Below are 23,069 nucleotides of genomic sequence, written 5' to 3'. Positions count from 1 at the left end.
TTGAGCATGCTTCACCGAAGGAGGACTATCATGGCGATAAGCTTTTCCGGCATCTGGAGTTATCGAAGCCTGGTGAACAACCCCGACCTTTCCGCATCTTTCGACAGTTTGCGCTTTGGCGCGGGAACGCTGATTTTGTCCGAGCCTGCGCCCGGCAAGATCGGCGGTTCTCTTGGCGGAACCGGCTGGTCTCTTTCCCTCGACGGGGCTGCCACGGACGGCGCGCCGGCGACGCTGAAATGGCAGGGGCGCGGCATGATCGACAACGAGGAATGGGTCTACGACTATCTCGGCTATCCCGTTCCCCGCTGGCCGAACGGCGTGGACCAGATCGACACCATCGTCGGTACGGTTATTCGGACAGTGACCCACTCCAATGGTCAGTCACCCGCGGGTTATACGGCCACGTTCTATGCGGTGCGCGTTTGATGCGGCCGGCCTGAGTGGTCGCGTGCAGTCTGCGGCCAGCAATTCTCGATCGTTTCCTGAGAGGACAGTGCGATGCGCAAACGGGAGAATATCTTTGAGTTGGGAAGTGACTGGGCCGACCCGATCCTCTGGTATGCAAGGGGCGTCAAGGCGATGAAGGCCCGCAAGCTGGAAGATCCGACAAGCTGGAACTTCTATGCGGCGATTCATGGGATGTGGCGCGGGCTCTGGGATTTCTATCAGATCACCGACAGTGCCGATGCGGACCCCAATGCATCCGACACGTCGACCTATCTCGACCAATGTCAGCACCAGAGCTGGTATTTCCTGCCCTGGCATCGCGGGTATCTCCTGGCTCTGGAAAATATGCTCCGGCACGAGATCGAACTGCTCAACGGACCAAGCGCCAGCTGGGCCTTGCCCTATTGGAACTATTTCGGAACCGATCAGGACGTCCTGCCGCCGGCATTCCGCACGGCCAATTGGCCGGATGGCACCGGAGACAATCCGCTGTTTGTCGAACAGCGGTGGGGGGTGCTCAGCAGCAGCACACCATTCGACGTCAGCTCGCAAACCAACCTGAATGCGATGCAGGATCCAGAATTTGCCGGACCCGGCGGCGGGGGCAGTGCCGGATTCGGTGGCGTTGAAACGGGCTTCAGCTGGAGCGGCGAAGAAAGCGGCGGAATCGAATCGGATCCGCACAACATCATCCATGTGCTGGTTGGTGGTGGTCACCCAACCCTGGTGTTTCCGCCAGGTTCGCCTCAGGCCGGGCGCCCATTGCCGGGCCTGATGTCGACTCCGACCGCGGCAGCGCTCGACCCTATCTTTTACCTACATCACTGCAATATCGATCGGTTGTGGGAGAGCTGGAACAAATTTCCCACAGGCAAACCCTTTACTTCGCCGACGGATTGGCAAAATCCGACAGACTCCAAATGGTTGGATGGGCCGGCGAGCATCGGTGAGCGCGAATTTACAATGCCGAACCCAGATAAGACCAAATGGGTTTATACTCCGACGAAAATGCAGGACTTGGCCAGTCTGGGCTATGAATACGACGACCTGACACCCGGCGCGGAGGCCGGACCGATCGTCACCGTCGCCGCACGCATGGAGAGACTGGGCATTGCGCGGAGTTCCGTTGCTGCCACAAGAGGTTTAGACATGCCGACACAGAACAAGGTGGAACTGGTCGCGGCCAGCGACAGCGGCATGTCGCTCGCCGGCAGCGGCACTATGCGCAGCTCTGTCAAGGTCGAGCCGGATGCGAGGGCCAGGGTGAGCCAAAGCCTGAGCGCCAACAGGATCGCCCCGACGGCGCCCGACCGCGTGTTTCTCAATCTCGAGAATGTCACCGGCGTGCATGACGCCGTGATATTCCAGGTCTATGTCGGGCTGCCCGAGGGGGCCGATCCCGCCGGGAACAAGAAATATCTGGCGGGCAGTGTCGCGCTCTTTGGCGTGACGCAGGCGAGCGATCCGGCAGGCAAACATTCCGGAAACGGCATCACATACAAGCTGGAAATCACAGACATTGTCGATAAAATGCACCTCGACGGCGAATTTGATGTCGCCCGCCTGCCGGTAAGTTTCGTCCCGCTCGAAAACATCCCGGATGCGGCGAATATCAAAATCGGCCGGATCAGCATCTATCGGCAATTCGAGTGAGCGTCTTGCGCAGCACCTCTCCTGCGGTGCGCGAGTGGCGCCGCGGTTTTGCGCCACTCGCACTGGCTGCCGGCTCGGCATGGATTCCCCTGGCTGTCGGCGGCGACAGCACCTCCATGCCGACGATCTGTTCCGCTGCTTTCGTCTGGTCCACTCCCTCACCGAAGACTTATGCCTTTTTCTTCAGTTACGTCTCACCTTTGCAGCTGATCGTCAGCTGGGCGATGATGGTGATGGCAATGATGCTGCCGACGCTCTCTGTTCCACTGAGGCATGTGCGCGAGCGCAGCTTCTGGCGCGTGCGGCCGTGGGCCGAGCTGTTGTTTGTCGTCAGTTATCTCGGTACATGGATGGTGGCGGGTATTGCTCTCCTCGGCGTCGCGATCACGCTGCGCCTAGCTTCAACCAGTTCCGCCCTGCCTCTGGTCGCGTGCCTGATCATCGCGTTTATCTGGCAGATTTCACCCTGGAAGCAGGTCGCCCTGAACCGGTGTCATCGCCGCCCCAGCCTGGCCGCCTTTCCGCCGGCGGCCTATGAAAATGTGCTGGCATGGGGGATGACACACGGTCTCTGGTGCATTGCAAGCTGTTGGGGCTTGATGCTGTTGCCCTTGCTTGCGCCGTCGCATCATCTGCCACTCATGGCAATTGTCGCCGTCTACATCTGGGCGGAGCGACTGGAGCCGGCCTGTGCGCCTCGCTGGCAATTCCGGGTGCCTTCAAGGGCCATCAGGCTCATCGCCCGGAACGTTGCGGGATGGCGACAAAGTTCTGGCAGTACATCGATTACGATGGCTTGCGACGAATGCGCCTTGTAGGCTTGGATTCGATTGGTTCGATCACGATGCCAAGGGAACGCCTGCAAGTCCTCGATCGCTGCGCGACTGGCCGGAAACAGATTTTCGCGAACCGCCTGGAGATCGGAGATCATTCCGGGTGTGCCTCAATTACATCGCGGCAAGACAATCGTTTCTTCCTGTCGAAGAGGCTCGGCCGTGCATAGGTTTGTGATGATATCGCTTTAAGTGACACGCGGGTTGTCCACCAGCTTCTCGACCAATCGCCTGAGTTCCGACGGCGTCGTTTGGCCAGCCACCACCTCATAATAGCCGATCCCGGCGCGTCGCAGCGCCTCCTTCTTTACCGCATCACGCGCGGCCGCGGTGCCTTGGTGGTGTGCTCCGCCCTGGTATTCGATGACGTGCCTCGGTTGGCAATTGCCGTCGACGAGGAGCAAGTCGACACGTTTGGAGTTGATGCAACTGTAGGCGTCTGGGTCGGCACTTCGAAGGATCTCGCCCAACGAAACCTGAGCCATCACCTGCCAGGTGGAATTGCAGCCGATCACGACGCTGTCGAGTTCCCGAAACACCCGGGCTTCGCTCTTGTTCAACAATGGCTGAATGGTGAAATTGGAGCGCATCACAATACGCAGTTGATCCGTGGCGTCGACTGGACGCAATGGCTCAGCAGCTGGCGTCTGAAGCCTGGGTTCCTGTATGATGCGCTCGTTCCAGCGCCTTTCCTCCGATCGTGACCTGTTTCTCTCGCGCCACGCCTGTCTGCTCGTCCTGGTTAGGAACTGCTCAACGGACATGCCGATGATAAGGCCGACAAGCAGGGCGGCGATTAGCAGTTCCGGCTTTTCGAAGTCTGCAACAGTTACACCGCTCGAAGCGCCTACTACGGCAGCTCCGATGATCAGCCAAGGTGCCGCAGACAGCACCGACCTTTGGCGATAATGCATGCCCCTCTCCGAATTTCCCGCCAAGATAGTATGACGCTTTTACGATGCGCGGAAAGTCATCCAAAAGAATGAGGGCTCGCACGCATGAAGCTTCCGCCGGCGCACCGATATTGGCTCTAGCGGTCAGTCGCAATCCGCTCGGCCCAGGACATTCCTACGTCGCTGGTACTGGGAGAGCTTTCGAGGCCAGCGGCCGGCTTGTTGCTATGGAGTTCACGTTTTGGGCCAGGAAGATCGCATAATGGATCGAAGGGAACTGGCCCGGCAGGCGAGCAAAGAAAGACAAGGTTGACAGGCGCATTGCTTCTTCGATTGAGGGTTCGGCAGTTAAAATCTTTTAAGACTCCGGCGATGCACAACAAGGAAGCTCGCCGATAAGTTGCCCACGTGCAACTTTTGAATCAGTACGGTTTGACTTCGTTCAGGGCCAATGTAGCCTCACCCGTCTCATCCCCCATTCGACTGGCCACGAATTCTGCTCCTGGAAAGGTGAGGTGGACATTCGAGCGTGGCTATAGACGGGCAGTCCGGTAATCGTTATTTCGGATACACCACCCTATCACCAAATCATCCCGTGAATTTTTCAAGGGCTTTTATATTGAAAAAAGTGCAACGCAGTTTTGCCGTCGAGTACAAAAGCGGCAGACGAAAACTCGATACTAGGTCGAACTCGATCTGGGGCAACGTGGACCTAAAATCCGTCGCTCGCGACCTAGACAAAGAGGCAATGCCGTTTCTGTCGGATAGCTCTCAGAGTGGCAAATCCAACAGCGAAATTTCTCTACCAAAACCAGATCAGGCTGAGTCGTTGTTGACACCGCCTCTTGAGCCGTCGACAACTGCATCAGATACACAGGAGACGAGCATGGCCGACGAGACTGATACTGCAACCAGTGCCGATGTGCCGGCCGTTGTCGAAACGCCAATTACGCCGAAGAAACAGCGCAAACCCAGGGCCAAGAAAGCCGCGGCACTCGAAACCGCGTCAGCTGACACTACGGCAGAGCCAGCAGCTGCTCTGGCCGGCGCCGGTGGTGTGAAGAGGAGAGGGCGCAAGACAAAGGTGGTCGAAGCTGCGGCGAGTGCCAAACGCGCACCGGTGCGCCGCGCTCCAAAGGCTGTGCAGCCGGCGCCTGCCGCGCCGATGACAGCGATCGATGAAATGGCGGACCTCCTGCAGTTAGAAGAGGAAAATCAGCGGCTGCGCAAGCTTCTGGCTGAAAAACTTCGCGCTGAAAATGCCGATCTGCGCAAACGGCTCAAGCTCGATTGATAAAAGCAGCTGGTCAATCGCCGGCCGCATTTCCATGCTTATCAAGAGATAAAATTTGGCGACGGTGAGCTGTTGCCGGAATGAAGACTTACTGCCTGCTTGCGGGATAAAACGCGAGGTCGGATAGATGGCGTCTCCCTGGAAATTTCTTGCCCGACTGGTCTCACCGGGACGCGAACAAAAGCGAGAAAGCGGCTCGACCGAGAAGGTTTCGCCGGAGGCGTTGCCTAGTTCTGGTCCGACTGAAACGCCTGCCGAGGACAGCCTGAATAGCGATGGTCGGCCGGCAGGCGCGGAGCTACCTCGTCACGGTCAACCCGGTGCAATTTCCCTCAAGCCTGTGCATTCCGAAGAAGCCGAAAGCGATGTCCACGACAAGGTCGACGGCGAAGTTGCCGAAATCGTGGAGGTCGCTGATCCCGCTATATCAGGTGGTACTGGTTTCGACGTCACCGCTGCGAATGATGCCGCTAGGCTCAAGCGAATTGCCGAGTCGCACCGCGCGAGCAAAGGAGCCGCAGCAAGGAAGCGGTGGCGATTGCAGACGATCCCCAATTTATCCAAACTGCAAACGGGATGAGCCTCGATGACGAGATCAGGATGCTCAGGGATCAGCTGGCCAGAAAGCTAACGTTGCAAAACGCGCAGTTGAGAAAAATGCTGGAGCGGTTTGAACGATGAGCGTGACGCGCTGCCTGCCTTTTAAGCTTGTTGCAGGTGTCCTTTCAAGGCGATAGAGGCGGCATCCTATCTTGCGACCTATCCTCACGACCGTTATACTGTTTTTGAAAAACAGTATAACCCTGGAGTCGAGCTATGAAGTCCATCGACCTCATGTATCAGACGATGCTCGCTGAGCTCGGTCAGCGCTCGCTCGACGCCGCTTGGACGGCCGATTTCCCTCCGGAGGGTCGGTTCACCCCGGCAAACATCAAGGGGCGCAAGTACTGGTATTTCGACATCCCGGATGGACATGGTGGTACGAAACGTCGTTACGTCGGTTCCGCTGATGATCCGGTTATCGCACAGCGCGTAGCTGATCATAAGCGGGACAAGGACGATCTACGCGCTCGCAGGCGCTTGGTAAATACCCTGACCCGCGAAGGCGGGATGATCGCCCCTGACGCCATGTCGGGCGATATCGTCGAGGCTCTTGCCGATGGCGGTCTCTTTCGGCTCCGGGGTATTCTCATAGGCACGGTGGCCTTTCAGTGCTATTCAGGACTGCTCGGTGTCCGTCTTCCCATGGCTGCGATCCTGACCGGCGATGCTGACATCGCCCAGGACTATGCCATCAGTCGGGAGGTCGAAGATAGTCTGCCTCCGATCCTTGAGTTGCTGCAGGGCGTCGACGCCAGCTTTCGTCCAGTTCCACATCGATCGGGAGCCGCGGTATCGTCAGCGTTTCAGAATGCCGACGGCTACAGGGTTGAGTTCCTGACGTCGAACCGTGGTTCGGATGACTACATCGATCAGCCGGCGAAGATGCCCGCTCTTGGTGGCGCCAGCGCGGATCCACTGCGCTTTCTCGACTTCCTCATAAGGGAACCCGTCAGGACAATGCTGCTCCACCGAAGCGGTGTTCCGGTCGTCGTCCCTGATCCGTCCCGGTATGCCGTCCACAAGCTAATAGTCGCCAGCCGCCGAAACACGGACGGGCAGGGGCCGGCGAAGCGTGAGAAGGACATCCGACAAGCTGCGCTGCTCTTCGAAGCGCTGCAGCAGACAAGGCGATCTACCGACTTGGCGCTCGTCTACAACGAAGCATGGAGGCGCGGGCCTACATGGCGAGAAGGTATTCGAACCGGGGCGGGAATGCTGCCAGCACAAGATGCCGAGCGGCTCAACACGGTCCTGACCGAGGGCGGAAAAAGAAACGGCGAAGAAATTGAACTTCCGTTTGGAGAATAGGCCGTCTTTCAAGGCTAAGCAGTTGATTTGATTCGAAGTCGTGAAGACAATGAAGATGAATATGGTCCTGCGGGGTCCTGTGCCGAATATCTGCATCGCACGGTCTCAGATCTGGCCCCGGCCAGCGCCGGGCAGGCGAAGCGCTGATCTACATAGCAAGGGGGTCAATCGAGAAGATCGCGGTCGGCGACGTGCTCCTGATACGCAAGGGCGACGTCGTACCGGCCGACGGGGCTCTCGTCAGCGAAGTCGCGACGATCGACCAGGCGGTCCTGACCGGAGAGCCTTTAAGGGTGCGCATCGCGAGGGATGGCAACATTTCAAGTGGCGCTACGAACGAGGGGGACGTGATCGAAATCCGCGTTCTAAGTCGCGCCGAGACAGCACCTATGCCGGAATACCGGAATAGTGAGGCTCGTGGAAGCATCGAGGCGCTCCAAGGCGAAGCTGATGCGACTGGCCGACCGGTTCTCGGTGTGGTTCTTGTTCGCCACGGTAGCGATTGCAGGCGTCTCGGCGTTCATGTCCGGAGACCTGTCAAGGATCGTGGCCGTGCTGGTCGTCGCCACGCCCTGTCCGTTGATCCTGGCCGTACCCGTCGCACTTGCGAAGGAGGGCGTTCTGGTGAAGGGTGCGGGACCTCTCGAGGCACTCGTCCAGGCCACCGTGGCGGTGTTCGACAAGACGGGGACGCTCACCGCGGGACAGCCCGAAGTCGGCCACATCGAGGGATCGGAGCATCCTAACAGGATCCTGCGGCTGGCCGCCTCGCTGGACCAGGCGTCGGGCCATGTGGTCGGACGCGCGCTGGTGGACGAGGCGCATAGACGTGGGTTGGGAGTGAGCCGCCCATCGGAGGTGACCGAGACCGCGGGATCCGGAATCGTCGATGGCGTGCGCGTCGGCGTCGGAGGAGACGCCTAACGGGTCAGGCAGCGCAATGCGTGTCAAGGTAGTGTTTGACGGCACGCCGGCTGGCACGATCACGCTCGAAGACCGGCTTCAATACCTTCCGCCAGTCGGCGGGGCATTGCTTTAGGAGGCCATCGACGTCGCGGTCATTCTAAACGCCCTTCGCGCCCTCTAATGGGCGAGAAGCACTAGTAGCTCGGCCTTGACGAGAAGTTCTCGAGTGACGCCGCCGAGGATGAACTCACGAAGCCGCGAATGGCCAAATCCGCCCGCGACCAGAAGGTCCGCCTTTCGTTCCAGCGCGGCCGATTGGATGGCGCCTGTCGCGGTCTCGCCGCCTGCCTGGATCGATACGTCATCCACGTCGAGTCCCGAATGCTTCAACGAAGAGATCAGGAGGGCGCGGTTCGCCTCGTCGATCTCCTTGTCGTCGGTGATCGAGATGACCTGCACCTTGATCGCGCGTTCGATGAAGACCCGTGCGCTGGAAAGGGCGCGCGCTGCGGTGGCGCTGCCGTCCCAGGCGACGGCGATCGTGTCCACACGAGAGTAGACGCTGGTGGCTGGAAATAGCACGAGCGGACGGCCGCTTCCGAATAGCAGCGTTTCGGAGAGTTGCCGGGAGAGCTCCGAGGCTTCGACGATGGAAAGGTCGTAGCACTTGGCAATTTCAGAAAAGCGTTCATAGACGAACGGTTCCCTGACCTCGAATCCGTGGATTCGCACCTCGAAGCCAGTTTCCGAAATAGCGTCGGCGATGTGTCCCCGCAGCGAAGTCCCGCTGTCCCGGCTATACCGTTCTGCTTGTCCCCGCCATGTCTCGACATCGATAACGGTGGGAAAGGGCGGATGGACCTGGGGGATCCGGACTTGTGGGATACTGGCGACGAGATGGGCGTCATTCTGCCTAGCGAGGCCGATAGCATTGTCGATTATGGCGAAGGAACTCGCGTCGGGATAGGTCGACAACGGGAGATGGAACTGCGGCTTCATGCTTGCCTCCTGAGGTTTAACTTCCGTCATGATGCATGCCGCTGAGAGAGTTCGCATTGCGCTTGGTCAAGGCCGCGGCGCAATGAAGCTCCTATAATCGCGCCTTCATCGAAGCTGGAGGACACGGCCATGACGATCAATCTGACGGAGATCAACCCCGGTGAGTGCTACCGCATCCTGGAGAACGAGCGTTTCGGTCATCTGGCATGCTGCAAGGATGGGCAGCTCTACGTGGCGGCGATCTATTTCGCCTTTTCCAACGGCGTCGCCTATAGCTTCACCATGCCCGGCAAGAAGCTCGACTGGATGCGGGGAACGACAAGGTCTGCCTACACATCGAGCAGCGTTCGAGCGCCGGCGGGTGGACGAGCATCGTCGTCGAAGGCAGGTTCGAGGAATTTCCTGACAGCGAGGCGCGACAAAGCGAACGGCTCCACGCGTGGTCTTCTCCAAAAGTATTCGGACTGGTGGGAAATCGGCTCTATAAAGCCCCAGGAGTTCCCCATGCCCGATGGCTCTCCTCATGTCTTCTACGGCATTGCCGTCACGGCCGTGTCGGGACGCAGTGCAGTCAGAACGGAATGACCGTCGATGCTCGAGCCGAACCCGCATCCCACAATCGGAGCACCACATGCCATATCTACGCGGCCTATATCCAAGCGCCACATCTAATTTCACCTCGCACCCGCGTTTCGCGCGGGCGCTCTGATTCAAGACGAGATCTTTGCCGGTCGGCAACCGTTCCGCCCTTCCGCACCACGTCGAGCGCCATTGGCACGAGCTCGCCGGCCGGCGCGAAGATGATGGCGGCGTCGAGCGGCACCGGCGGCCTTTCACCGGAAAACCCGGTCCAGACGGCGCCAAGATCAAGCGTGAACTTCCGTCCGGCCTCGTTGGTCTGCGGCGGCATCGACATGTCAGACATTCCGAGCATGCCCTATCGTCTGCTCTGGGGCGAGCGGCGGGTCGTCTCGGTGGCGAACCTGACGCGGAGCGACGGGGCGGAATTCTTCTCGATCGGGAAGGCGGCAGGGGTCAGATGCTTCACCAGCGTCTACCCCCTCGAGCATGCGAACGAGGCTCTCGACGATCTGCGCGCAGGCCGTGTCTCTGGAGCCGCCGTGATCGTTCCGTAGCCGATGTTCCCCTTGACAAGGATCAATGCGCTTTGCTTGCGCTACACAAAAGCTTCTTCGTCAAGACGTCCGCCGACAACCGGCGGCGCTTCCGCAAGGAGATCAGAGATGTCGCGTTCGTTGCTCGCCTTGGCGGCGCTCTTCATCGCAGGTGAGAGCCTATTGTCGGCTCCAGCCGTTGCAGACAGCCTGTCGCTCGCGCCGATGCTCCAGCGTGTCGTGCCGAGCGTCGTCAGCATCTCGGTGCAGGGCAGGGAACTCGACGACGCGGATGCAACGCTTGCTGATCCCTTCTACAGAAAGTTCTTCGGACTACCTGACGACGCTGCGCCGGCAGAGCACAGCTTCCAATCGGCCGGATCGGGTGTCGTCATCGACGAGGTCCACGGCTACATCGTCACCAACCAGCATGTCATAGCAAGCGCCTCAAAAATCGAGGTGGCGCTCTCCGACGGCCGACGCTTCCAAGCGAAACTTGTCGGCGCCGATCCCGAGACGGATGTCGCTGTCGTTCAAATTCCACCTGATCATCTTGTTCAAGCCGAGTTTGGAAGCGCGTCCTCGCTTCACGTCGGCGACGTCGTCGTGGCGATCGGGAATCCCTTCGGCCTGGGCCAGACCGCGACGATGGGCATCGTAAGCGCGCTTGGGCGCCGTGCCGTGGGATCGGAGGGGTACGAAGGATTCATTCAGACGGACGCGTCGACCAATCCCGGCAATTCGGGCGGCGCGCTTGTAAGCGAGGACGGCGTCGTGGTCGGGATCAATAGCGCGATCATCGGCCCCGCCGGAGGAAGCATCGGCATCGGTTTTGCGGTCCCAGCCGAGACTGTCGGCATCGTGATGCGGCAGCTCATCCTGACCGGCAAGTTGGTACGCGGCGAGGTGGGAATTTTAACGCAGGACCTGACGCCCGGTCTCGCAAAGGCGTTCGGCGTCGATGAAGGGGCGGGCGCGCTGGTCAGCGAAGTCCTTCCGGGTTCACCGGCGGCAAATGCAGGAATTCAGCCGGGCGACGTCATTCGGATGGTCGACGGAAGGACGGTGCGCGGCGCGTCCGACGTTCGAAGGCTTGTGGGATCGCTACCGTTGCAGTCCAAGCCGTCCTTCCAGATCGACCGCGCGAGCCGAAGGATAGAAGCATTTCCCGTGGTGTCCGACGCACCGGTTGCCGAACCGGCTGCTTCGCGTACCATTCATATCGCCCGCGGCCCTCTCGCCGACGCCGAGATGGCGAACTCTCCCGATGGTCCCGGCGCCCGCGTCGTCGTCGTCGCCGAGGGTTCGGTCGCGGCACAGGCCGGCCTGCAGCCGGACGACGTTATCGTCGCTCTCGACCAGCAGCCGGTGACGGACGTCGGGCAACTCCTCTCAATACTCGTGAAGGAGCATGCCCGTGCTCTCATCACCGTCGTGAGGAACGGCCACCGCCTCTTCGTGGCCGCTGACGTGCAGACCCAGTAGCAGCCCGCAGACCGTGTTCTGTCCGCTGAAATTCCAAGGTCGCTCTCGTGCTTGATGAAGATCAACGACGAAAATCTGCGGCGCTGTCACGATCGGCACGTCGCAAACCTGAAGGAGGTTGTCATGAACGACATTCAACTCAGACAGAACATTCTCGACGAAATGGAATTCGAGCCCAGCATCGACGCGGCTGATATCGGCGTCGCGGTCGATAGCGGGATCGTCACACTGACTGGTCACGTGCGCACCTACGCGGAGAAAGAAGCCGCAGAGCGCGTGGTTAGTCGCGTCAAGGGCGTGCGCGGAATAGCTGCCGATATCGAGGTCCGGATTTTCGGGCCGAAGGAAACAGACGACGACGACATCGCCCGGCGAGCTGTCAAAATGCTCGACTGGAACGTTTCCGTGCCAAAGGATTCGGTGCAGGTGCGGGTCCTCAAAGGGTGGATCACCTTGCGGGGAGAGGTCGAGTGGCAATATCAAAAGAACGCGGCCTACGACGCCGTGCGGGATCTCGCCGGCGTAGTAGGGGTGTCCAACCTAGTGGAGCTGAAGCCGCATATTACGGCGGTGGATGTCAAGAAACGCATCGAGGATGCTTTCCAGCGCGACGCCGCTCTTGAGGCCGATGCAATCAGAATCGACGTCCAAGGCAGAAAGGTAATCCTCTCCGGCAAGGTGAAGACCTGGTCGGAACGGCAGGCGGCGGAGCGCGCTGCATGGTCCGCTCCAGGGATCAGCACTCTCGACGACCGACTGACGGTCGGGTGATCGAATATCGGGATTGGCTAGACATTACTGCTCTGCCCACACTCAGCAGCAAGGGCGCCGCTGAGCGCCCTTCGCATAGAGCCCAATTTCCTTGATCGACTTGCGCGCAGATCTCGTCTTCGGAACGAAATTCCGCACCACCCGTTGCAGAGCCTCCGTCGCGAGCACAAGGCGACCATTGATGTTCTTGGAGAGCGACCTTGGGTGGCGACGTAGGCTGGGATCTTCCGCGAAGAAAGATATGAGTCCCCGCAACGGCAGCGCGATTGAGGTTTGGGTTTGATTTTTCTAAATTGAAATCCTGCTGTCGAGCAGAATCGCTATTAGGCCTCGTGGCGAGCAGCAGCCTGAGACGTGTCGACATCTCCGATGCAGTGTACGGCTTCTTCAGCCAGCCGGCGCCCGCTTCGATCTCCTTGTCCGCGGCATGGGGTTCAGAAAAGCCCGACGTCAGGAGAATTTTCACCCTCGGCCAGCGCTCCCGGACATTCCGGGCCAGTTCGTCGTCGTTCATTCCCGGCATGGCCACATCACTGAACAGGAGCGCTACGTCATGCCCCGCCTCCAGCTCCTTCACCGCGTCGATCCCGTTCGTAGCTTCGATCACGAAGTAGGCAAGCGTCTGCAGGCGGCTGACCGTCACTCGGCGAACTCTCGCGTCGTCCTCGACCACCAGGATAGTTTCCGTGCCCCGAGGCGGGGCTTCCTCAGCCCGCTGCTCGTTCGGATGAGAATCCTTTCCGGCGTCGGCGCGTGGAAGAAAGAGGCGCACCGTCGTCCCTTCGCCAAGTTCGCTGTAGAGCTGCAGGTGCCCTGCGGATTGCTTTGCGAAACCGTAGACCATGCTCAGCCCAAGCCCCGTTCCCGAGCCCGTCGGTTTCGCGGTGAAGAACGGTCGAAAGCCCTCTCCATCACATCGGACGTCATTCCGGTGCCGGTGTCGGTCACGGAAATGAGGACGTAGCTGCCGGGGCGGATCGCCGGGTACATCAGGACATAGTCGGAGTCGATCTTGCAACAGAGCCCTTGCAGGCGGGCACCTCAAAGCAGACAGGAGCTGCGATGGAGGACAAGGCTTCGCAGGTTCTATCGAGCACGAAATACAGCACTGCTACCAAGCAGTTGGCAGGATCCGTGCTCTCACAATCCAACAAAAAGCGCTGATGAACGAACAAGAACTTTCGAACCAGTTTCTGTTGTTTTTCCCGGGCTTCTCGTCAACCAGTCTTATTCCGTTTCCTGCCACCTTAACTCATCATCTTCCGGAAAAGCGGCAGTTGGTTGCGAACATCCAGTGCCTCGGTCGGTGGACTCCGCTGAAGCGCCTATTTGAAGTCACTCTGCCCCAGATACGCTTCAATGCAGCTAGGAATGGGAAGCGATGAGCAAAGTGCGTAGGAGATCAAAGTTTCCCACTCCTTGTGGCCTGCCGAGGTCGGCGATCGATGACAGGCGTAATCGAGAGACACTGGCCCCCGAGACATCAATCCCGCTTGGGGGAGACGTATCTGACAACGTTGGTTGTAAATCCGCTTTTGTTTGCCGATGCACATTCAGTGCCATGGCTGGATCGCATGGTTCAGATACACGCAGATAGACATCGCGACCGATCGCGCGCGTGCCCGGCCTCGCCGAAAAGGTGCCAGATGTGACGGCAGCCTTGCATGCAAAGCTCGACGAGCACCGGGCGTTCGTGCGGGAGCGTGGAGAAGACTTGCCGGAAATCCAGAATTGGCGCTGGGCACGCTCCTCCTAGTGCGACAGAGGACCGGATTGGGTAGCGACTACCACCAGCCATACTGCCGCAGCTACGCCGGCACGCAAGAGAAAGGATTCGAGTGCGAGGTGGCAACCTCGCCTTCGACTTGGGGTGTCCCACGGCAATCGCAGCCTTTGCAGCGTCAGCTACGTGTTTCGAGTCCTGTTCGTTCTGCAAACGATGCGATCTTAAAACGTCCTGGAGAATGATCGCCGGGTCATGCTGCAGCCGTCAACGAGAGGCAGCTAAGGGTGAAGCCCGGTCCCATCGCCGTCAGGACAGTTCTCCTGGGTAGTCCTTGCGCAAGAAGCTTCTCGAGTACGAACAGCGCGGTTGGCGAGGACATGTTCCCATAGTCCGAGAGAACCTCACGTTCCTGGTCGAGGGTTCCCTGGCTTAGTTTAAGCGCCGATTCCAAGGCGGTGATAACCTTTGATCCACCGGGGTGGCACGCAAACCGGTCAACGTCGGCAGGAGCAAGATCTGATCGGGCGAGTATGGACGTTACGCCCTTCAGCACATGAGTTTCGGCGAACGGTGGTATCGCACGATCGAAGATCACGCCCAGACCCTCCGGATCGACGCTCCATCCCATGATGTCTAGCGTGTCGGGCCACGTATGCTGGCCTGCAAGTTCGACCTCGGCCAGACCGGTCTCACTAGCACGCACCACGCAGGCGGCGGCCCCGTCGCCGAAGAGGGCGGTCGCCACGATGTTCGCCTTCGTAAGCTTGTCCATGCGAAATGCCAACGTGCAGGTCTCGACGGCGACCACCAGCACGACTGAGCCTGGCCGGGATGCCGCCAGCCGTGACCCGATTGAAAGCCCAGAGACTCCGCCGGCACAGCCGAGGCCAAACACGGGAACCCGTTCGACATCGTCCCGGAAGCCCAGTTCTCGGCTTACCCTCGCTTCCAGACTAGGTGTCGCAATACCAGTCGAGGAGACGGTTACGATCGTGTCGACATCGCCTGCTGCAATGCCCGCCGACACGAGAGCCTTGCTGGCGGCGGCGACGAACATTGCACCAGCGCCCTCGATATGAGCGAGGTTTCGTTCGGGCCATCCCGACGTCTCGAGATACCACTCGATCGGCCGGACGGCATAGCGGCGCCGAATTCCCGAGGTTTCGAACACCCTTGCCAGCTTTTCGAAATCGCCAAATCGCGATGAGAACGCGGTGTGCGAGGCTCGCGCCGCGTCACGCTGGTCGATGACATGTGGCGGAACGGCGGTGCCGACGGATACCAGCTTGACGGGTTGCTGCATAAGACTCCTTGCGACGGCGCGGGAAGAATTTGGTACGCCGCGCGAGGACGAGACCGAACCGTAACGCCTCGATCCTCAATAAGTTGCAATGCGGGCGAGCCTGACGCCGCACTTCGTCGGAAGGCTTCAGAGACGACGACGCGTGAAGGATGCCTCCCGCGGCTTCGTGTCTGCCTTGATCCACGTCAATGCGCTCAACAAGTTGGCTCCGTAATTGTCCGATCGAAAAGGAGACAGCGCGATGCTTGCTAGAGACATCATGACGACCCCGTGACGACGCTCGACGAGGGACACAACGTCAGGGAAGCCGTCGAGATCGTCAACGCCAGCAAGATCGGCGCGGTGCCCGTCATCGATGGCGAAGGGCGGCTCACCGGCATCGTCACCGGGGAGACCTGCTGCGCCGGGTGGCGTCATCCTGGGCGAGACGGGCGGTACCGCATACGCGCGACCGCGAAGATGCACTGGCGGACTATGTGAAGGCCCGAAGCTGGCGCGTCAAGGACGTGATGTCGACGCCCGTCGTCAGCGCCGCCCCGAGCGCAACCGCGAGCCAGCTCGCAGAACTCCTGCAGGCCCACGACATCAAACACCGAACGGCAGACTCGCCGGCATAATCAGCCGTCACGACTTGATGCGAGCGCTTCTCGATGTTCGACGGCAGTGTACTGCTTCCGGCGACGAGGCCCTAGGGACGGCCGTTCGTGGCCGCCTGGAAACCGAGTTCGAAATAAGGTTCCCCATCGTCAATGCGACCGTCTCCGACGGGGCAGTGACCCTGAGGGGAGAGGTCGAGACGGAGCTGGAATGCTCGGCGGCCAGGGTGGCGGCGGAAAGCATCCGCGGCGTCGGCGGCGTGGTAAACAACATCACCCTGGATACCGCATGGTGAGCTCTCTCAAACTATGAAATCGTCCCTGGAGTTTCCGTCATGTTTGTCAGGGTCATCGCAGACGCCGTCGTGTCGAGGCTTCTCCTCGTCATCCTGATCCTCATGGTGGGGACGGTCGTGAGCGTCCTACTGGTGAGGCCATCCGACGACTCCCGAACCGGGCGCGTCGAGCGCTCTCTCTGACCCGTGAGTGCGCGATGAACATCTGGCCCTCCAGGATTTAATTGTCCGGCCGCGTCCCGCAAATGGCGCGACGGATTCGATGCTCTCCGAACTATTCGGCTTCATCTGGCTGATGGGAAGGCGTCATCAGGCGTTGGTCGCAGGGCTGTCCCTGGCTCTTTTCGTTATCGGCGCGGCGCCTCTCGAACTCCAGCGCCGGATCGTCAATGAGGCGACCGAGCAAGCGTCATACCGGTCTCTTCTCTTTCTCGTCTCCCTCTATCTCGCGGTCGCAGTGTTGAAGGGCGCGATAAATTCACCTCCAACCTCTAAAGAAGCTGGGTGGGCGAAAAAAGCACGCTTTGGCTCGGGGCGCGCGTTCTGCATCGGGCCGAGACGCCGCCATCGGAATCCACGCTCGAGGGGGTTGAGCTGTCGATCGTCTTTGCGGAAGCGGAACCGGTGGGCAGTTTCGTTGGGACCAGCATCTCCGAGCCGCTACTCCAGATCGGCATCCTTGTCACCGTGGGCGGTTATCTGATCTATCTCCAGCCGCTGATGAGGATGGCCGTCGCAGCCACCTTCGCCCCGCAGATTGCGTTCGTCCCGATGTTAGGCTGCTCACCTGGCTTTTGGAGATGCCGCTCATACCCATGGCCTTGACCAAGTCGTCGACAGAACGAGTCGAGATTCCCTGGATATGCGCTTCCTGGATAACGGCCGTCAGAGCTTTCTCTGCCATGCGGCGCGGTTCAAGGAAGCTCGGAAAGTAGCTGCCTTTGCGCAGCTTCGGAATGCGAAGCTCGACGGTGCCAGCCCGCGTCTCCCAATCGCGGTCACGGTAGCCATTGCGTTGAGTGAGCCGCATCGAGTTCTTCACACCGAAGTCTGCACCCGTAGCCGAGCCTACTTCCAGCTCCATCAGCCGCTCGGCGGCAAGGCCGATCATCTCACGCAACAAATCTGCATCGGCACTCTTCTCAACAAGGGAGCGCACGTTCATCATGTCATTGGTCATCGGTGATCTTTCCGTCAGGTTGGTCTTGAACAACCCGACCCTAGCGGAAAAACACTGATGGCCGCCCGCAAAGCCGGTCACCCGCTACAGCGCAACGAGAAGCGCGCGGGCGCTCGGCTTTACTCCCTACCGTCACCTACGCCACGTACTGGGACACGATCCGATAGAACGGCCACCTTTTCCCGCGTGCAAGTGGCCATATGGGGGTGGCGTAATAACCAGGCATACGCGAGGTCGGTATGGCAGGTTTGATCTCTCCTTCCAGGTCGCTCGCGTTATAGATCGCGACGACGCCGGGCACCGAGAACGCATCGCCGACATCGATGTTCAGGATTCGGGCATGTGGCTGGTCGGAGCGTCGCAATGCGATATGCAACATACCGCGGCGCCATGTCATCGACATACTGACCAACACCCGTCAGCAGACGTGGATCTTCGGTGCGCTTGTCCCGCTTGCCGACAAGTTTGGGCCGCAGCTCGACGGAATGGTCCTGCTGGCTCATTCGTAGAACTCCACACCCTTTCGCAACTCTTGCCATTGCGCGTCGTCGTGGCCGAAAATGATAGAAGCTCCCCGCTCCCGAAGAGCTTTCAGGCGAGCGAGTGCCTCTGCGGCGAGTTCGATGTTCCAAGTATTTCTCGGAGCGATACCGGTGTCGACGCTCGCCTGGAGCGGGGCAGCATCTGAAGCGAGTATAAATGAACCATCTTTTTCCAGCTCGACACGGGCGACGGTCATTCCGGGGGTATGACCCGGCATGGGCAGCAAGACGATGCGCCCGTCGCCAAAGACGTCATGCTCGGCATTGAAGGTCTGGAAACCCTGGGGCTGGTCCCATTCTCCTCGAAGATAGCCTTGATTTTCTGCACCGCTTGCCGTGGCGGCCTGCGCCTCCGCTTCGTGGCAGAGGATCGTTGCGCGCCGAAAGTACGCGTTGCAGCCGCAATGATCGGGATGCAGATGTGAACAGATCACAACATCTATGTCCTCGGGATCGAGAGCAAGAGTCTTCAACTGATGAACGACCGTCCGCTCTGGCGAAAAGATCGGGGTCATAACCTTGCTTAACCCACCCCATCGCGCGCCTGGATCGATGGCGGCCTCTGGATTGCATCCGCTATCGAACAGCGCGTTGCCTTGGGGATGGCGCATCAGGGTGGCGTGAACCGGCAATTCAATCGCTTCTTCCTTCAGCGCCCCAGGGACGTAGATGGACCGGCGCATACGAAGGCGGCCGGCCTCGAGAAAATGCATCTTCATCTTAAGGTCCTCTCTTGCTAGCCAGTTCGCGGACGGCGTTGACGATGTTTTCATAGCCCGTACAACGACAGATGTTTCCTGAGAGCGCTTCCCTGATCTTATCATCGGTTTCCAGCGGATGGTGGCGAAGAAGGTCGATGATCGCCAACGATGAAACTGGGCCTACAAATTCGCATTGCAGGCCATGATGCTGGCGGAACGCTTCTTGGATTCGTCCGAGTATCGACGCTTCCCTGGCCATGGTTTCGATTTCGCTCCCGTCTGCCTGCACTGCAAGCATCAGACAGGAGCGTGCGCTCCTTCCATCGAGAATGACGGTGCAGGCACCGCAAACGCCATGTTCGCACCCGACATGGGTTCCGGTCAGGCAAAGGATCCTGGCGCAGGAAGTGGCTCAGCAGCGTTCGTGCTTCGATCGTGCGCGTCATATACGCTTCGTTGACGCTGACGGTGATCGTCTTCTCACTCATCTTGCTTGAAGCCTTTCGTGGTTCGCGCGGCTCCAGGCGGCGCGAAGGGCCCGTTTGGCAAGGACGCCTGAGAGATGCCTGCGGTAATCTGCAGAGGCATGGATATCCGTGTTGGGCGTGAGGATTCCAGCCAGGCGATCCGCCACCGTATCGAGAGCCGGCTCGGAAACATCCGTCCTCGATGATCTCTTCAAGCCGCAGCGGGGTTTCACCAACGCCCATCATGCCAACGCGAACGTCAGACGCCCTGCCATCTACACAATGCAGCGTCGTCGCAAAGCAAGCGAGTGCGAAGTCCCCGTGGCGTTTTGCAAACTCCTCAAATCCCCATCCGGCATCCGGTCTCATCGCGTCGAGCTCGACGCGAATTACAAACTCGTCCGGTTCCAACGAGTTGACCAGCGATCCGACAAAAAAATCGGCTGCAGGTATTTCGCGTCTGCCGCGCTGAGAGGAGGCGATGACCGTCCCACCGAGGAACCGTGTCATCATCGGCATCTCGGTCGCTGGATCCGCATGCGCGACGCTGCCGCCGAAGGTGCCGCGGTTGCGCACGGTCATATGGGTGACGTGATGCATCGCCTCATGCACGATCGGCAAGTGTTGGCGGATGATCGGGTCTGTCGCGGTCATGTGATGGCGTACCGTCGGCGCCGATTCTCACCCGATCTCCGTGCAGTTCGATCCGATCTCCATGAACCGACGTTACTACGCGCGGCGCCCAAAATCCCGCGGCCCTGCTCGGATGGATACGATCTCTCTGAGCAGTTCGAGGTTCTCGCCGGTCATGGTGGCCACGTCTTCGATCGTGCAGATATGCATCGAACGAGCCATCAGGCGGCCTTTTGCGCAGTGGAGACCGTCGGAAGCATATTCCACGGCAACAGGTCTTCAAGCCTATCTACCGGTTAATCTTTGATCTGGGTTAGGACGTCCGTGAGGTAGCTCTCGGGGTTGCGGCCATGCAGTTTGTCCGTTCCAATGATGGTCAAATATTAGCGTTGCGCTATCCCGTTCGTAATTTGCATCGTGTAAGTCTTCACTCCTGATGCTCGTTCTCGGGCCGCGCCACGCAACGCGCGGCCCGTCTTTCGGTTTTCTCAACCCGGGAAATTGCTACTCGGATTGATTGATTATTACGAGTTTATATGCAACCTTCGGTACGATCGCCGACGGTCGGCGCACATCAGGAGGAAAAACCATGATCCGTACTAATGCAGTTGCAGCACTTGTGTTTGCTGTAGCAACCTCAGCTCTTGCTTTCGATGCAAGCAACTTCAAGGATTTTTCAAGCATCGCATCGGCTTCCAGCAGTTGGCAGAACCAGTCCGGCTCGACGATGATCATTCAAGTCGACTCGTTCGGAAATGTCTCCGGCCAATATGTAAACAGAGCCCAGGGCACCGGATGCCAGAACTCGCCCTATCCGCTAACAGGAAGGGTAAACGGGACGTTCATCGCATTTTCGGTCGGCTGGAACAATTCGACGGAGAACTGCAATTCCGCAACCGGATGGACCGGCTACGCACAGGTCAACGGCAACAACACTGAGATAGTCACGAGCTGGAACCTCGCTTACGAAGGCGGCTCCGGTCCGGCCATTGAGCAAGGACAAGACACTTTCCAGTACGTGCCGACGACTGAGAACAAAAGCCTCTTGAAGGATTAATCTCCTCTGCCCTGCCGGCGCTGGCCCGTCAGAGATTGTGGAGCAAGAATTCATCGAATATGGCCAAAGGCTTAGACGAAGCTGCTTTCCCTGCCGAATAAAAGCGCCGCGTGCTCGTCCGCGCGGCGCAAATCCTTATTTGATGAGTTCAATGCGGCCAAAACTTTCCGGACAAAAGTAAGCATCCGAGGATGCGCCGCCTTGGGGCAAACGCGGCGATCTGATCAAGGTCGTTTGGCACGATGGCCAGGGGGCCTGCCTGTTCACGAAAAAATTGGAGCGAGGAAGGTTTATCTAGCGTGACGGCCAGGGCGCTTGTCTGTTCACGAAGAAGCTGGAGCGCGGCCGCTTCATCTGGCCGTCAGCCGCTGACGGCACGGTGGTGATCACACCGGCGCAGCTCGGTTATCTGCTCGAAGGTCTACAGAAATATCCCTGCTTGTGAGTCTGACGAATCATCACCGGACAAGATCGAGGTGCTGGATCCGAGCCATCCGTTATTTGGACGCCCCTTTAATGTGATGCGTGAGGTGGGACGTAGAGGCGGCAACTTCGCGCCGTCGTATGAGGTTGAACATCGTGGTGGATCGACCTTGCTGATACCCGTGTCTGCGACACAGGGATATGTCGAAGCCTGAAATACTGACGCGCGAAGGACACCATTCGCCCAATTGTGAGGAGAAGGTTTTGCCAATCACTGTGCAACGCCTCCGCCTTGCAGCGGGCATCTAGGTAAAGGCACAGCGCAACAGATGGACACACGAACCTAGTTTGCTCAGCGCCGTACAACTTGCCGCCAGGCTCGATATTCCCGTCAATTGGATTTACGTTCAAATCAGGCGGAAGCGCCTGCTCATCGACCAGCAATCAACCGGAGCATATTTGTTCCAAAATTCCCCAGCGGTCGTCAACGCGGTTCGCGACCTTCGCAACCGTACCATTCATCAACTCGATCTGAGAATCATTCAGCCTCACCAGGAGGGGCATCAACATGCGTTGTCGCTGGAGGGAATTGACTGGCGCGCACGGCAGGAAACCTGGCGCCCCAGCCGGGTTTGACTCAATTTTTGCATTGAAATTGTTGAGAAATCTGATTCAATGTCGTTATGACATTGCCGCCGCTTACCCTGCCATCGGACCTTGCCAGCGCTCATCCGGCGCTGCTGGCCGAACGTGCTGCGCGGCTGCAAGCTGAGGCGGACGCGGCCAACGCGAAGGCGCGGCTGTCGAGCATTGAGGCGCTCAACGTGCATTTGCAGTTGCTGACCGGCAAGCTGGAGCGCGAGAAGCACGGGCCGCGCCGCGAGCGCACGCAGCGGCTGATCGATCAGTTGGAATTTGCAGCTCGAAGAGCTCGTGGCGTAGGCCGCCGAGGACGAACTGAGCGTCCAAGAGGCCGCGGCCAGAACGCAGTCCGTGCGCGCCTTCGCCCGCAAGCGTCCAGTGCGCAAGGCGTGGCCCAAAGACGTCGAGCGCGCACGCATCGTCATCGAAGCGCCGACGGCATGTGCCTGCTGTGGCGGCTCGCGGCTGTCGAAGCTGGGCGAGGATGTGACGGAAACGCTGGAGGATATCCCGCGCCGATTCAAGGTGATCGAGACGGTGCGCGAGAAATTTACCTGCCGCGATTGCGAGGCGATCAGTCAGGCTCCCGCACCGTTCCATGCGACGCCCGCGCGGCTTCATCGGCCCTCAGTTGCTGGCGACGATCGTGTTCGACAAGTTCGGGCAGCACATCCCGCTGAACCGCCAGAGCACGCGGTTCAAATGTGAGGCATCGGTCCGTCGACCTAGACCCTGGCCGGTGAATGTTGATCCGAATGTCTTCGAGCTGCGGCAAATGCTGGAGCATCACTGTCGCACGGCATACCAGGAGGCAACGTAGCCGGCTGCGGCGACCCCATGCGAATGCGGGACGTCGCGGACGATGCTACCGACAATGGCGTCCCTTTGATCGACGCCATTCGGCCAGTTCGGCACGATGTAGCCGCGATAGCTGTAGATCCAGGTCTCGCCGGCCACATCGCCCTTTCCAGTGAATTGCAGCTCGACAGGGTCTCCCGGACGCACCGTACCGGTCAATTCCAGCGACCACCCGGGCCCACCAATGGTTCCGCCGACCTTGCGCCGAGCCAACTCGGTCAGCACCAGCGTTCCCTGGCCAAATTCCAGTGCATTGAAATCAACCGATAAATCGGGATTGTTGATCAGGCTGCGATAACTCCAAGTGCCAGTGAAGCTCATAGTTCCTCCCAATG

21 protein-coding genes and 11 pseudogenes are annotated in these 23,069 nt (G+C 59.4%); 19 read left to right on the top strand and 13 right to left on the bottom strand.

What is annotated here, in order from left to right:
• Nucleotides 1-36: 36 nt before the first annotated feature.
• From GA0061105_RS26200 to GA0061105_RS26190, 3 genes are all read left to right on the top strand, one after another.
• On the top strand, nucleotides 37-429 hold the full coding sequence (locus GA0061105_RS26200; RefSeq protein WP_029532339.1) for a hypothetical protein: 393 nt from the start codon (nucleotides 37-39) through the stop codon (nucleotides 427-429).
• A 72-nt stretch (nucleotides 430-501) separates the two neighbouring features.
• Nucleotides 502-2,103, top strand: coding sequence for a tyrosinase family protein (locus tag GA0061105_RS26195; RefSeq protein WP_016737383.1), 1,602 nt, complete (start codon nucleotides 502-504; stop codon nucleotides 2,101-2,103).
• A gap of 5 nt (nucleotides 2,104-2,108) precedes the next feature.
• Nucleotides 2,109-2,921, top strand: coding sequence for a DUF2182 domain-containing protein (locus GA0061105_RS26190; protein ID WP_143541141.1), 813 nt, complete (start codon nucleotides 2,109-2,111; stop codon nucleotides 2,919-2,921).
• Nucleotides 2,922-3,124: 203 nt separating this feature from the next.
• Here the strand turns inward: GA0061105_RS26190 and GA0061105_RS26185 are convergent, their stop codons facing one another.
• Complete coding sequence (locus GA0061105_RS26185) at nucleotides 3,125-3,850, bottom strand: DUF2726 domain-containing protein (RefSeq protein WP_016737385.1); 726 nt, start codon at nucleotides 3,848-3,850, stop codon at nucleotides 3,125-3,127.
• A gap of 598 nt (nucleotides 3,851-4,448) precedes the next feature.
• On the opposite strand from GA0061105_RS26185, the gene GA0061105_RS26180 reads away from it, so the two are divergent.
• The 4 genes and pseudogenes from GA0061105_RS26180 to GA0061105_RS33960 form a co-directional block, all read left to right on the top strand.
• Nucleotides 4,449-5,123, top strand: coding sequence for an MreC domain-containing protein (locus tag GA0061105_RS26180; RefSeq protein WP_008534132.1), 675 nt, complete (start codon nucleotides 4,449-4,451; stop codon nucleotides 5,121-5,123).
• A 127-nt stretch (nucleotides 5,124-5,250) separates the two neighbouring features.
• Nucleotides 5,251-5,804 (top strand): annotated as a pseudogene (locus tag GA0061105_RS26175) (hypothetical protein).
• 135 nt (nucleotides 5,805-5,939) lie between these two features.
• The gene (locus tag GA0061105_RS26170; RefSeq protein ID WP_012489416.1) at nucleotides 5,940-7,034 is read left to right on the top strand and encodes a nucleotidyltransferase family protein; all 1,095 of its coding nucleotides are present in this window, start codon (nucleotides 5,940-5,942) and stop codon (nucleotides 7,032-7,034) included.
• A 167-nt stretch (nucleotides 7,035-7,201) separates the two neighbouring features.
• Nucleotides 7,202-8,040: pseudogene (locus GA0061105_RS33960) on the top strand (HAD-IC family P-type ATPase); the annotation flags it as partial.
• Between the two features lie 77 nt (nucleotides 8,041-8,117).
• Here GA0061105_RS33960 and GA0061105_RS26160 read toward each other — a convergent pair.
• The gene (locus GA0061105_RS26160; protein ID WP_008534144.1) at nucleotides 8,118-8,939 is read right to left on the bottom strand and encodes a universal stress protein; all 822 of its coding nucleotides are present in this window, start codon (nucleotides 8,937-8,939) and stop codon (nucleotides 8,118-8,120) included.
• A 129-nt stretch (nucleotides 8,940-9,068) separates the two neighbouring features.
• Between GA0061105_RS26160 and GA0061105_RS26155 the strand changes: the two are divergent.
• Nucleotides 9,069-9,524, top strand: a pseudogene (locus GA0061105_RS26155) (pyridoxamine 5'-phosphate oxidase family protein).
• 151 nt (nucleotides 9,525-9,675) lie between these two features.
• Here GA0061105_RS26155 and GA0061105_RS33525 read toward each other — a convergent pair.
• Nucleotides 9,676-9,816: pseudogene (locus GA0061105_RS33525) on the bottom strand (alcohol dehydrogenase); the annotation flags it as partial.
• A gap of 16 nt (nucleotides 9,817-9,832) precedes the next feature.
• On the opposite strand from GA0061105_RS33525, the pseudogene GA0061105_RS26145 reads away from it, so the two are divergent.
• The 3 genes and pseudogenes from GA0061105_RS26145 to GA0061105_RS26135 form a co-directional block, all read left to right on the top strand.
• Nucleotides 9,833-10,075 (top strand): annotated as a pseudogene (locus tag GA0061105_RS26145) (alcohol dehydrogenase); the annotation flags it as partial.
• A gap of 108 nt (nucleotides 10,076-10,183) precedes the next feature.
• A complete protein-coding gene (locus tag GA0061105_RS26140) occupies nucleotides 10,184-11,539 on the top strand; it encodes a trypsin-like peptidase domain-containing protein (RefSeq protein WP_016737390.1) in 1,356 nt (451 codons plus the stop codon).
• 123 nt (nucleotides 11,540-11,662) lie between these two features.
• Nucleotides 11,663-12,310, top strand: coding sequence for a BON domain-containing protein (locus tag GA0061105_RS26135; RefSeq protein WP_012489422.1), 648 nt, complete (start codon nucleotides 11,663-11,665; stop codon nucleotides 12,308-12,310).
• Here GA0061105_RS26135 and GA0061105_RS26130 read toward each other — a convergent pair.
• Nucleotides 12,276-13,154, bottom strand: coding sequence for a response regulator (locus GA0061105_RS26130; protein WP_016737392.1), 879 nt, complete (start codon nucleotides 13,152-13,154; stop codon nucleotides 12,276-12,278). The two genes, GA0061105_RS26135 and GA0061105_RS26130, sit on opposite strands and share 35 nt — an antisense overlap.
• 774 nt (nucleotides 13,155-13,928) lie before the next feature.
• Here GA0061105_RS26130 and GA0061105_RS32990 point away from each other — a divergent pair.
• Complete coding sequence (locus tag GA0061105_RS32990; protein ID WP_257784652.1) at nucleotides 13,929-14,066, top strand: hypothetical protein; 138 nt, start codon at nucleotides 13,929-13,931, stop codon at nucleotides 14,064-14,066.
• A 220-nt stretch (nucleotides 14,067-14,286) separates the two neighbouring features.
• On the opposite strand, the gene GA0061105_RS26120 is transcribed toward GA0061105_RS32990, so the two are convergent.
• A complete protein-coding gene (locus GA0061105_RS26120) occupies nucleotides 14,287-15,339 on the bottom strand; it encodes a type III polyketide synthase (protein ID WP_008534153.1) in 1,053 nt (350 codons plus the stop codon).
• Nucleotides 15,340-15,609: 270 nt separating this feature from the next.
• On the opposite strand from GA0061105_RS26120, the gene GA0061105_RS26115 reads away from it, so the two are divergent.
• The 3 genes from GA0061105_RS26115 to GA0061105_RS32985 all read left to right on the top strand — a co-directional run bounded on the left by GA0061105_RS26115 (nucleotide 15,610) and on the right by GA0061105_RS32985 (nucleotide 16,414).
• Nucleotides 15,610-15,819 carry a CBS domain-containing protein gene (locus GA0061105_RS26115; RefSeq protein ID WP_008534154.1) on the top strand — a complete coding sequence of 70 codons (210 nt, stop codon included), beginning with the start codon at nucleotides 15,610-15,612 and terminating at the stop codon, nucleotides 15,817-15,819.
• A gap of 154 nt (nucleotides 15,820-15,973) precedes the next feature.
• On the top strand, nucleotides 15,974-16,231 hold the full coding sequence (locus tag GA0061105_RS26110) for a BON domain-containing protein (RefSeq protein WP_008534156.1): 258 nt from the start codon (nucleotides 15,974-15,976) through the stop codon (nucleotides 16,229-16,231).
• 39 nt (nucleotides 16,232-16,270) lie between these two features.
• Nucleotides 16,271-16,414, top strand: coding sequence for a hypothetical protein (locus GA0061105_RS32985; protein WP_016737394.1), 144 nt, complete (start codon nucleotides 16,271-16,273; stop codon nucleotides 16,412-16,414).
• Nucleotides 16,415-17,006: 592 nt separating this feature from the next.
• Here the strand turns inward: GA0061105_RS32985 and GA0061105_RS26095 are convergent.
• From GA0061105_RS26095 to GA0061105_RS34115, 7 genes and pseudogenes are all read right to left on the bottom strand, one after another.
• Nucleotides 17,007-17,411: pseudogene (locus GA0061105_RS26095) on the bottom strand (transposase); the annotation flags it as partial.
• 178 nt (nucleotides 17,412-17,589) lie between these two features.
• Nucleotides 17,590-17,914, bottom strand: a pseudogene (locus GA0061105_RS26090) (xanthine dehydrogenase family protein molybdopterin-binding subunit); the annotation flags it as partial.
• On the bottom strand, nucleotides 17,911-18,672 hold the full coding sequence (locus GA0061105_RS26085; RefSeq protein WP_004674371.1) for an N-acyl homoserine lactonase family protein: 762 nt from the start codon (nucleotides 18,670-18,672) through the stop codon (nucleotides 17,911-17,913). The gene GA0061105_RS26085 and the pseudogene GA0061105_RS26090, both read right to left, overlap by 4 nt.
• A 1-nt stretch (nucleotide 18,673) precedes the next feature.
• Nucleotides 18,674-18,952: a (2Fe-2S)-binding protein gene (locus GA0061105_RS33955; protein ID WP_008534159.1), complete on the bottom strand. Its 279-nt coding sequence runs from the start codon at nucleotides 18,950-18,952 to the stop codon at nucleotides 18,674-18,676.
• A gap of 186 nt (nucleotides 18,953-19,138) precedes the next feature.
• Nucleotides 19,139-19,288 carry a hypothetical protein gene (locus tag GA0061105_RS33515; RefSeq protein ID WP_237353190.1) on the bottom strand — a complete coding sequence of 50 codons (150 nt, stop codon included), beginning with the start codon at nucleotides 19,286-19,288 and terminating at the stop codon, nucleotides 19,139-19,141.
• Between the two features lie 268 nt (nucleotides 19,289-19,556).
• Nucleotides 19,557-19,775 (bottom strand): annotated as a pseudogene (locus GA0061105_RS33510) (FAD binding domain-containing protein); the annotation flags it as partial.
• Nucleotides 19,776-19,975: 200 nt separating this feature from the next.
• Nucleotides 19,976-20,134 (bottom strand): annotated as a pseudogene (locus GA0061105_RS34115) (transposase domain-containing protein); the annotation flags it as partial.
• A 209-nt stretch (nucleotides 20,135-20,343) separates the two neighbouring features.
• Here GA0061105_RS34115 and GA0061105_RS26070 point away from each other — a divergent pair.
• The 4 genes and pseudogenes from GA0061105_RS26070 to GA0061105_RS26050 all read left to right on the top strand — a co-directional run.
• A complete protein-coding gene (locus GA0061105_RS26070) occupies nucleotides 20,344-20,811 on the top strand; it encodes an avidin/streptavidin family protein (RefSeq protein ID WP_004674376.1) in 468 nt (155 codons plus the stop codon).
• Nucleotides 20,812-21,028: 217 nt separating this feature from the next.
• Nucleotides 21,029-21,256 (top strand): annotated as a pseudogene (gene tnpB / locus GA0061105_RS34110) (IS66 family insertion sequence element accessory protein TnpB); the annotation flags it as partial.
• 326 nt (nucleotides 21,257-21,582) lie between these two features.
• Nucleotides 21,583-21,870 (top strand): hypothetical protein, encoded by a 288-nt coding sequence (locus tag GA0061105_RS26055; protein ID WP_008534161.1) that lies wholly within the window; start codon nucleotides 21,583-21,585, stop codon nucleotides 21,868-21,870.
• A 47-nt stretch (nucleotides 21,871-21,917) separates the two neighbouring features.
• Nucleotides 21,918-22,585 (top strand): annotated as a pseudogene (locus tag GA0061105_RS26050) (transposase domain-containing protein); the annotation flags it as partial.
• Between the two features lie 77 nt (nucleotides 22,586-22,662).
• On the opposite strand, the gene GA0061105_RS26045 reads toward GA0061105_RS26050, so the two are convergent.
• The gene (locus GA0061105_RS26045) at nucleotides 22,663-23,055 is read right to left on the bottom strand and encodes a hypothetical protein (RefSeq protein ID WP_004674379.1); all 393 of its coding nucleotides are present in this window, start codon (nucleotides 23,053-23,055) and stop codon (nucleotides 22,663-22,665) included.
• Nucleotides 23,056-23,069 lie beyond the last annotated feature (14 nt).

This window comes from Rhizobium aethiopicum, from assembly GCF_900094625.1.
In the GTDB taxonomy this organism is placed as follows: Bacteria; Pseudomonadota; Alphaproteobacteria; order Rhizobiales; family Rhizobiaceae; genus Rhizobium; species Rhizobium aethiopicum.
Note: the sequence above shows the minus strand (reverse complement) of the source record. Positions and strands in the feature narration are given on the sequence as shown.

Coding starts and splice junctions, on each gene's coding strand:
- GA0061105_RS26195 (WP_016737383.1), top strand. CDS start 502: ATGCGCAAACGGGAGAATATCTTTGAGTTGGGAAGTGACTGGGCCGAC.
- GA0061105_RS26185 (WP_016737385.1), bottom strand. CDS start 3,850: ATGCATTATCGCCAAAGGTCGGTGCTGTCTGCGGCACCTTGGCTGATC.
- GA0061105_RS26170 (WP_012489416.1), top strand. CDS start 5,940: ATGAAGTCCATCGACCTCATGTATCAGACGATGCTCGCTGAGCTCGGT.
- GA0061105_RS26160 (WP_008534144.1), bottom strand. CDS start 8,939: ATGAAGCCGCAGTTCCATCTCCCGTTGTCGACCTATCCCGACGCGAGT.
- GA0061105_RS26140 (WP_016737390.1), top strand. CDS start 10,184: ATGTCGCGTTCGTTGCTCGCCTTGGCGGCGCTCTTCATCGCAGGTGAG.
- GA0061105_RS26135 (WP_012489422.1), top strand. CDS start 11,663: ATGAACGACATTCAACTCAGACAGAACATTCTCGACGAAATGGAATTC.
- GA0061105_RS26130 (WP_016737392.1), bottom strand. CDS start 13,154: ATGGTCTACGGTTTCGCAAAGCAATCCGCAGGGCACCTGCAGCTCTAC.
- GA0061105_RS26120 (WP_008534153.1), bottom strand. CDS start 15,339: ATGCAGCAACCCGTCAAGCTGGTATCCGTCGGCACCGCCGTTCCGCCA.
- GA0061105_RS26110 (WP_008534156.1), top strand. CDS start 15,974: ATGCGAGCGCTTCTCGATGTTCGACGGCAGTGTACTGCTTCCGGCGAC.
- GA0061105_RS32985 (WP_016737394.1), top strand. CDS start 16,271: ATGTTTGTCAGGGTCATCGCAGACGCCGTCGTGTCGAGGCTTCTCCTC.
- GA0061105_RS26085 (WP_004674371.1), bottom strand. CDS start 18,672: ATGAAGATGCATTTTCTCGAGGCCGGCCGCCTTCGTATGCGCCGGTCC.
- GA0061105_RS33955 (WP_008534159.1), bottom strand. CDS start 18,952: ATGCTTGCAGTGCAGGCAGACGGGAGCGAAATCGAAACCATGGCCAGG.
- GA0061105_RS26070 (WP_004674376.1), top strand. CDS start 20,344: ATGATCCGTACTAATGCAGTTGCAGCACTTGTGTTTGCTGTAGCAACC.
- GA0061105_RS26045 (WP_004674379.1), bottom strand. CDS start 23,055: ATGAGCTTCACTGGCACTTGGAGTTATCGCAGCCTGATCAACAATCCC.